An 8,319-nucleotide genomic window follows, 5' to 3' on the forward strand; every position below is an offset into this window, starting at 1 on the left:
CGGCAGTAACCCTGCCGGCGGCGCGCCGGGTCGACGACGTAGCCGAGGGACATGGTGACCGCGCGGATCTCGCCGGTGACCGGCGTGTCCTCGCCGTGGTAAGCGACCCAACGGTCGTAGACCTCGCCGCCGATGTGCGCGGCGGCCTTGCCGTCGGCGTCGTCGGCGATCCAGCCGTAGGAGCGCAGTACGCAAGAAACGTAGCCCCCACCCTCTTGGGTTCTAGGAGTCGACGCAACACCTGATCGTCAGGGATGCGATGGACTTTGAGATCCGTAAGGACCGTTCGGCTCGGGCGGGTAAGAGACTCGTCCGGGAGCGGATCGCCTATTTTGATCTTGTGGAGCGGGGTGCGACGAGCAGGGAAGCCTGCCGGATCGTGGGTATCAACTATCGCACCGGTAAGCGATGGCGTAACGGGTGCGGGCCTGCGGGCCCGTTAGACCACGGTCGCGGGGAGCCGCCGGGGGAGTCGCCGGTGGAGTCGCCGGTGGAGTCGCCGGTGGTTTCGGGGACCGTGCGGAGCCGGTATTTGTCTGAGGATGATCGCGTCCAGATCGCTGACCGGCGCCGAGCCGGCGCGACGATGCGGCAGATCGCCCGCGAGCTCGGTCGCGCTTGTTCCACGATCAGCCGGGAACTGCGGCGCAATGCCCAGCCCGGCAGTGGTGACTACCGGCCGCACGCGGCCCACCGGCGGGCTCTGGCCCGCCGGCCCCGACCCAAACAGGGCAAGATCGCCGCCAACCCACAGCTGCGCCAGTCGGTCCAGGATGGGCTGGATCGCAGGTGGAGTCCCGAGCAGATCGTGCGACGCTTGCGTCGGGACTTTCCCGACCGACCGGGGATGCGCGTGACCCACGAGACGATCTATCAGGCGCTGTATGTCCAAGGCCGCGGCGAGCTACGACGCGAGCTGACCCGAGCACTGCGCACCGGCCGCGCGATGCGCCGCCCGCGCCGCCAGGCCCAGCAGCGCACACCCCGTATGGCCGCCCCGATGGTCATGATCAGCGAACGGCCCGCCGAGGCCGCCGACCGGGCGGTGCCCGGTCACTGGGAAGGCGACTTGATCATCGGCAAGGACAACCGCTCGGCCATCGGAACGCTGGTCGAACGCACCACCCGCTACGTGATGCTGGTGCACCTGCCGCTGGGCCGCACCCCGGACAAGGTCCGTGACGCCCTCATCGACACCCTCACCGCCATGCCCGCGCACCTGCGCCGCTCGCTGACCTGGGACCAGGGCAGCGAGATGCACCTGCATCACCAGTTCAGCCTCGCCACCGACATCCCGGTCTACTTCTGCGACCCACACTCACCCTGGCAACGCGGCAGCAACGAAAACACCAACGGCCTGCTACGCCAGTACTTCCCCAAAAGCACCGACCTGTCCATGCACAGCCGCGAACACCTGGACGCGGTCGCTGTCGAACTCAACGGCCGCCCACGCAAAACGCTCAACTGGGACACCCCCGCCGAACGCCTGGCTAAGCTCCTGGCCAACACCCGCTAATCACCTGTGTTGCAACCACCCCTGGAATCCGCCCCTCTCCGGGGGCACCCCTCGTGACGTCAGTTTATCGGTCCGGGGTGGTCGGTGGGGGCGAGGCGGGCCGGCTGTGGACAGGTGCGCGGATTGTGGACAACCGGGTGGACATACGATCGGGGCGTGGAACTTCTCGGGCTCGTGTTGCTGGTCGTCGGGGTGGGGATCGGTGTCGTGGGGCTGCTCGGGTTCCGCGAGCGGCTGCCGCGCAACCGGTTCGTCGGGGTGCGGACGCCCGCGACGCTGCGCAGCGAGCGCGCCTTCCTGATCGCGAACAAGGTCGCCGGGCTGCCGATCGCCGTGGCCGGGGCCGTCGCTGTGGTCAGCGGGCTCGTCACGCTGCTGACCGGGGCGCTCGTCGTGGCGATCGTCGGGTTCGCGGGGCTGGCCGGGATCGCGGTGGCCGGCGGGATCGTCGGGCACCGGGCCGCGGAGGCCGTGCCGGAGGAGAAGCCGGCGCTTCCCGAGGGGTGCAGGGGCTGCCAGTGCGGCGGGTGCGACCTGGCTGCCGCGATCAAGCATGGGTCAGTTGGTGCGGACGTCTCCGGGGTGCGTGGCGAGTAGCGCCAGCGGCATGCCCTGGCGGCGCAGCACCCGGCCCCACAGGTCCTGGTCGGCCGGCGCGAGCACGTCGTTCGGCAGCGCCGGCACGACGATCCAGTCGCCCCGTTCGATCTCGCCCGCGACCTGGCCGATGTCCCAGCCGGCGTAGCCGGCGAACACCCGCATGCCCTTGAACTTCGGCACCAGCTGATCCGGGTCGGCGTCCAGGTCGACGAGCGCCACCGGGCCACGCACGCCGATCAGTCCCTTCACGCCGTTCGGCTCCTCGCCGGTGCGCAGGGCGGCGAGACAAAGTGCCGTCTTCTGGTCGACGGGCCCGCCCACGAAGACCGAGCCCGGGTTGGTCACGTGCGGGCCCCAGTTCGGCAGCACGTCGTCCACCGGCACCTCACTCGGCCGGTTGAGGACCACGCCGAGCGTGCCCTCGCCGCGGTGATCGATCACGAAGACCACGGTGCGGCGGAAGTTGGAGTCCGTCAGGCTGGGCGCCGCAACGAGCAGCGTCCCCGGCTCCACGGCTGCGTCGGGGGCGTCGGATCGCACAGGCACATGATCCCACCCCTCAAGTGGGAATCCAGCGGCCGTATGGCTGTTGGGGAACAATGGCTCTAGCCGGCACGTTGATGCTGGTGACTGGAACGCCGTTGAGTCCCCCGGGCCCAACCAAGAACCGCCGTCGTGGAATACCGTCCGGCTGGAGCCACGTCGCGCCACACCGCCGAGAGGCGACCAGGCGTTCCGTCGCCGAAGGGCGTGTGCCTCAACCGGGCGCACGCCCTTCGGAGTTTCCGCCGTAGGCTGACATCCCGTGAGTACGTCGGCGCAGGACGCGAACAAGGTCACCCGCTCAGGTGACTCCGAGTCGGCGCACCACATCCGGATCGGCGCCCGCCGGTTGCTCGCGTTCGCCGGGTTCCGGCGGCTGCTGCTGAGCCGGTTCGCCTCGCAGTGGAGCAGCGGGCTCTTCCAGACCGGCCTCGCCGGCGCCGTCGTGTTCAACCCCGAGCGCGCGGTCTCGCCGACCGCCATCGCCGCCGGGTTCCTCGTGCTGCTGCTCCCGTACTCGATCATCGGGCCGTTCGCCGGCGCGCTGCTCGACCGCTGGGACCGCCGCCGCGTGCTCGTCGCGGCGAACCTCCTGCAGAGCGTGCTGATCATCGCCGCCGCCGTGTGCGTCGCGGTCGGGGTCGGCGGGCTCGCCCTGCTCATGCTCGCGCTCGTGGTGATCGGGATCAGCAGGTTCATCGGCGCCGGCCTGTCCGCCGCGCTGCCGCACGTCGTGCCGACGCGCAACCTCGTCGAGGCCAACGCGCTGTCGGTCACGCTCGGCGCGGTCGTGTCCGTGATCGGGGCCGGGTTCGCGGTCCTGCTCCGCGCGATCCTCGGCGAGGGCAACGCCGGCTCGGGCGAGACGACCGCGGTCGCGGCGCTCGGCGCGGTGCTCGCCGGCTGGATCGCCGTGCGGTTCGCCCGCGGCGCGCTCGGCCCGGACGAGATCGACGAGCCGGCGACCGCGCTGGCCGCCGTCGCGAACGGACTCTTCGACGGCGCCCGGGTCGCGGCCCGCACGCCCAACGTGGCCGCCGGGTTCTGCGCGCTGCTCGCGCACCGGGCGTCGTTCGGCATATCGCTGCTGCTGACCGTCCTGCTGATGCGCTACAGCTTCGCCGACTTCGGCCCGATCAAGGCCGGCCTGCCCGGCCTCGGCGTCGTGCTCGGCGCGGGTGCGGTCGGGATCTTCGTGGCCGGGCTGACCACCGCGCGGCTCGTCACCGGGATCGGCCGCAAGCGCACCGTCCTCGGCGCGCTCGGGCTCGCCGCGGCCTCGCAGCTCGCGCTCGGCCTCCCGATGATCCTGCCGACCGCGCTCGCCGCCGCGTTCCTCATCTCCTACGCCGGCCAGGTGATCAAGCTGTGCGTGGACGCCGCCGTGCAGCGCGACATCGGCGACGAGACCCGCGGCCGGGTGTTCGCCCTCTACGACATGCTGTTCAACATCACGCAGGTGATCGCCATCGCGATCGCCGCCGCGATGATCCCCGCGAACGGCGAGTCGGTCACGCTGATCATCATCGCGACCGTGCTCTACCTGCTCGGCATGGCCGGCTTCGAGATCGTCAGCCGGCGGGGGGCGGCCCGGACGGCGGCGTGATCCCGTTCTCCGCCGCCCACCGGCGCAGCTCCGCGACCGCCTCGTCGTGCTCGAGCGGACCGCGGTCCAGCCGCAGGTCCTTGAGGAACCGCCACGCCTGACCCACGAGCGGTCCGGGCGGGAGGTCGAGCAGGCGCATGATCTCGTTTCCGTCGAGGTCCGGCCGCACGCGCGCGAGGTCCTCCTCGGCGGCGATCCGGGCGATCCGCGCCTCGAGGTCGTCGTAGGTCCGCTGCAGGGCGGCCGCCTTGCGGCGGTTGCGGGTCGTGCAGTCCGCGCGTACGAGCTTGTGCAGCCTGCTCAGCAGGGGGCCGGCGTCGGTGACGTAGCGGCGCACGGCCGAGTCGGTCCACTCGCCCCGCCCATAGCCGTGGAACCGCAGGTGCAGGTACACCAGCTGCGCCACGTCCTCGATGATCTCCTTCGGGTACCGCAGCGCCCGCAACCGCTTGCGGACCATCTTGGCGCCGACGACCTCGTGGTGGTGGAAGCTCACCCCGCCGCCCTGGACGAACCGCCGGGTGGCGGGCTTGCCGACGTCGTGCAGCAGCGCGGCGAGGCGCAGCACCAGGTCGGGCGAGCCGTCCGGGTCTTCGAGCGCGATCGCCTGGTCCAGCACAACCAGCGAGTGCTGGTAGACGTCCTTGTGTTGATGGTGCTCATCGATCTCCAGCCGCATCGCCGGCACCTCGGGCAGCACGTGCTCGGCGAGGCCGGTGTCGACCATCAGCTCGATGCCCTGCCGGGGGAGCCGCCCGCACAGCAGCTTCGAGAGCTCCGCCTGGATCCGCTCGGCCGTCACGCGGGTCAGCTCGTGGCGCATGTCGTGCATCGCGGCCAGCACCCGCGGCTCGACCGTGAAGCCGAGCTGGCTGACGAACCGGATCGCGCGCATCATCCGCAGCGGGTCGTCGGCGAAGGACTCCTGGGGGGTGGCCGGCGTGTCCAATCGGCGCCTGGCCAGGGCGGACAGGCCGTCGTGCGGGTCGATAAACGTCTTTGTCGACAGGTCGACAGCCATCGCGTTGACGGTGAAGTCGCGCCGGACGAGGTCGTCGGTGATCGAGTCGCCGAAGTGGACCTCGGGCTTGCGGCTCTTGCGGTCGTAGGTGTCGGCCCGGAACGTCGTGATCTCGAGCTCCGTGCCGCGCCGCCGCGAGCCGATCGTGCCGAACGCTATCCCGGTGTCCCAGACCGCGTCCGCCCACCCCGACACCAGCCGGCGGATCTCCTCGGGCCGCGCATCGGTGGCGAAGTCGAGGTCGTTGCCCAGCCGGCCGAGTATGGCGTCGCGCACGGTGCCGCCGACGAGGTAGAGGGAATGCCCGGCCGCGGCGAACCGCTCCGCGAGCTCGTCCGCCACGGGAAAGTGCAGGCGATCCACCATTGCATCGGGTTGGGTCAGGTTGGACACGGGGGACGAGCGTATCTGGCGGACCCCGGTGCGACCGTCCCCGGCCGCAACCCGGACGAACGCCCCGCCCGTCGTAGCCACACTACGATCGCGAACATGCCCTCGTCGTCCGGCAGGCCCCGGGGCGCCCGGTCGGGGCGCCGCGGACGGCGTCGTGGCCGCCGGATGGCCGCGGTCGACGAGACGTCGGCCGGCGGCGTAGTGATCAACAACGCGCGCACGATGGTCGCGTTGATCGGCCGGCTCGACCGGCGCGGACGGCTCCTCTGGTCGCTGCCGAAGGGCCACATCGAGGAGGGCGAGACGCCCGAGCAGACCGCGGTGCGGGAGGTGTCGGAGGAGACCGGCATCCTGGGCGACATAATCCGACCACTCGGCACTATCGACTACTGGTTCGTCGCCGACCGACGCCGGATCCACAAGACGGTGCACCACTTCTTGATGACCGAGCGCGGCGGCGAGCTTTCCGACGACGACGTCGAGGTGACCGAGGTCGCCTGGGTCCCCATCGAGGAGCTGGAGGAGCGCCTTGCCTACGCGGACGAGCGCCGGCTGGTGCTGCGCGCGCTCGAACTGCTGGACGTGCACGCGTCCACGGACGGCGACTCCGGGGACGCGACCGCGCCCGACGGGCAGCCGGCCAAGGCGGACGGGGGCTGAGCCGGCGTGACGAGGTGGAAGGCGGGCGCCGGCTTCCTCATGGCGGCGCTGCTGGCACTCGGCCCCCTGGGCGCGCCCGCGGTGGCCGCGGCCGACTCGGCCGACTCGGCCGGCACTGCCGCGCAGCCCGCCGACCGGGCGCAGAACCTGCGGCTCGACGTCGACGCGATGACGCCGCGGGTCGTCACGTCCGCGGCCAAGGAGCTCACCGTCACGGGCCGGATCACCAACGTCGGCGACCGGCGGGTGGACGAGGTCCAGGTACGGCTCCAACGCGGCGAGCCGGTCCGAAGCGACGCGCAGATGCGTGGCCTCGGCGCCGCCAAGACCGACTCGGCCAGCTCGCCGTTCGTGTCCGTGGCCGAATCGCTCGACCGCGGCGACACCGTGTCGTTCAAGGTCACGGCCGCGCTCCGCGGCGCCGACCAGTCGCTCGCGCTCGCCGAGACCGGCGTCTACCCGGTCCTGGTCAACGTCAACGGCCAGCCGGAGTACGGCGGCCAGGAGCGGCTCGCGGAGGCGACCCTGCCGCTGCCGGTGCTCTCGCTCGCGGGCGGTCCGGCGGTCAGGCGCAAGCCGTCCCCGCCCGCCGTGACGTTCATCTGGCCGGTCCTCGACACCCAGCCCCGCCGGCTGTCCACGACCGACGGCCAGGTCGTGCTCACCGACGACGACCTCGCCGCGTCGCTCTCGGTCGGCGGCCGGCTGTTCGGCCTGGTGAACTCCGTGACCACGGCCGCGGCGGCGAACAGCACGCTGCTGCGTTCGATGTGCTTCGCGCTCGACCCGGACCTGCTGCAGACCGTGGACGCGATGGCCAAGAGCGGGTACCTGGTGCGCACCGCGGGCGGGCAGCTGGTCGCCGGCAAGGGGACCGCGGCCGCCAAGGACTGGCTGAGCCGCCTTGGCGAGCTGGTCCGCGGCCAGTGCGTGATCTCCGTGCCCTTCTCCGACGCCGACCTCGTGGCGCTGTCCCGGTCCGGCGCGTTCGACCTTTCCCCGCTCTCGCTCGGCAGCTCGTCGGTCGTGTCCCAGCTGCTCGGCGTCCAGCCGGCGAAGGACCTGTACTGGCCCTCCGGCGGCACCTTCGACCAGCGCACGCTCGTCGACCTCGCCTCGCTCGGCCCGGCCACCGTGCTCGCCGACCCCGGACACCTGCGCGACCGCCGGGGCAAGGCGCCCTACCAGGTCAGCAGGCTGCAGGCACCCCATCCGGTGCGTGCGCTCCCGCTCGACCCCCTCCTGTCCCGCTCGCTCACGCCGTCCCGCAGTGGCGGCGCGCTCCAGGTCGGGATGGCGTCGCTCGCGTTCCGGACCCTGTTCGACCCGCGGACGAGCGAGCAGGTCATCGTCGCGCCGCCGCGGCGGTGGACCGCGTCCGAAAGCGAGCTCGGCACGTTCCTCGGCCTGGCCCGGGACCTGTTCGCCGGCGGCTACGCGACCCCGCAGTCGCTGATGCAGGTCACCTCCGGCGCGAACCGGGGCACCACGGTCGGCCTGTCGTACACGCCGCAGGACAGCGCGCACGAAGTTCCCCGGACGGTCACCACGAGCGTCTACCGGATCAACCACACCAAGCGCGACCTGCTCGAGGCGATGGACGACGACAACGCGAGCGACGTCGACCCGACCCAGCTGCTCGCCCCGATGCAGTACGGCCTGCTGCGCGGCGTGTCGACCGCGTGGCGCGGCCATCCGGACCGGGCCACCGCGTGGGTCGAGTACGTCGACCAGCAGGTCGCGGCGCTGTGCAGCAAGGTCGTGGTGCGCAACCCGAACCGCCCGCTCGCGCTCGCGTCGGGCGACAGCCCGATCCCGGTCAACGTCTACAACGGGCTGCCCGTGGCGATCGTCGTGCGGATCGAGCTGACCGCGAGCGCGGGGCTGCGCCCGGTCCGCTTCACCGACATCCGGATCCCGGCACAGAGCTCGCGTGGCGCGCCCATCACCGCCGAAGTGATCCGGGCCGGGCGGTTCACC

At 71.8% G+C, this 8,319-nt stretch carries 8 protein-coding genes; 6 read left to right on the forward strand and 2 right to left on the reverse strand.

Going from position 1 to position 8,319, the window contains the following annotated elements; translation table 11 throughout:
* The 3 genes from VH969_RS18840 to VH969_RS18850 form a co-directional block, all read left to right on the forward strand.
* Window positions 1–245: hypothetical protein (locus VH969_RS18840; RefSeq protein ID WP_331975947.1), on the forward strand; the 245-nt coding region annotated here is incomplete at its 5' end.
* A 14-nt stretch (window positions 246–259) separates the two neighbouring features.
* A complete protein-coding gene (locus tag VH969_RS18845) occupies window positions 260–1,516 on the forward strand; it encodes an IS30 family transposase (RefSeq protein WP_414638562.1) in 1,257 nt (418 codons plus the stop codon).
* Between the two features lie 156 nt (window positions 1,517–1,672).
* On the forward strand, window positions 1,673–2,113 hold the full coding sequence (locus VH969_RS18850) for an SdpI family protein (RefSeq protein WP_331975951.1): 441 nt from the start codon (window positions 1,673–1,675) through the stop codon (window positions 2,111–2,113).
* Here VH969_RS18850 and VH969_RS18855 read toward each other — a convergent pair.
* Window positions 2,075–2,662 (reverse strand): YqgE/AlgH family protein, encoded by a 588-nt coding sequence (locus VH969_RS18855; protein WP_331975953.1) that lies wholly within the window; start codon window positions 2,660–2,662, stop codon window positions 2,075–2,077. The two genes, VH969_RS18850 and VH969_RS18855, sit on opposite strands and share 39 nt — an antisense overlap.
* 325 nt (window positions 2,663–2,987) lie before the next feature.
* Between VH969_RS18855 and VH969_RS18860 the strand changes: the two genes are divergently transcribed.
* Window positions 2,988–4,265, forward strand: coding sequence for an MFS transporter (locus tag VH969_RS18860; protein WP_414638564.1), 1,278 nt, complete (start codon window positions 2,988–2,990; stop codon window positions 4,263–4,265).
* Here the strand turns inward: VH969_RS18860 and VH969_RS18865 are convergent.
* A complete protein-coding gene (locus VH969_RS18865; RefSeq protein ID WP_331975961.1) occupies window positions 4,231–5,652 on the reverse strand; it encodes a CCA tRNA nucleotidyltransferase in 1,422 nt (473 codons plus the stop codon). The genes VH969_RS18860 and VH969_RS18865 overlap by 35 nt on opposite strands.
* A gap of 123 nt (window positions 5,653–5,775) precedes the next feature.
* Here VH969_RS18865 and VH969_RS18870 point away from each other — a divergent pair, with 123 nt between their 5' ends.
* Both VH969_RS18870 and VH969_RS18875 read left to right on the forward strand, forming a co-directional pair.
* Complete coding sequence (locus VH969_RS18870; RefSeq protein WP_331975955.1) at window positions 5,776–6,339, forward strand: NUDIX hydrolase; 564 nt, start codon at window positions 5,776–5,778, stop codon at window positions 6,337–6,339.
* A 6-nt stretch (window positions 6,340–6,345) separates the two neighbouring features.
* The coding region (locus VH969_RS18875) for a DUF6049 family protein (RefSeq protein ID WP_331975957.1) at window positions 6,346–8,319 on the forward strand (1,974 nt) is incomplete at its 3' end.

The sequence above is a fragment of the Actinophytocola sp. genome (genome assembly GCF_036555685.1).
GTDB lineage: Bacteria > Actinomycetota > Actinomycetes > Mycobacteriales > Pseudonocardiaceae > Actinophytocola.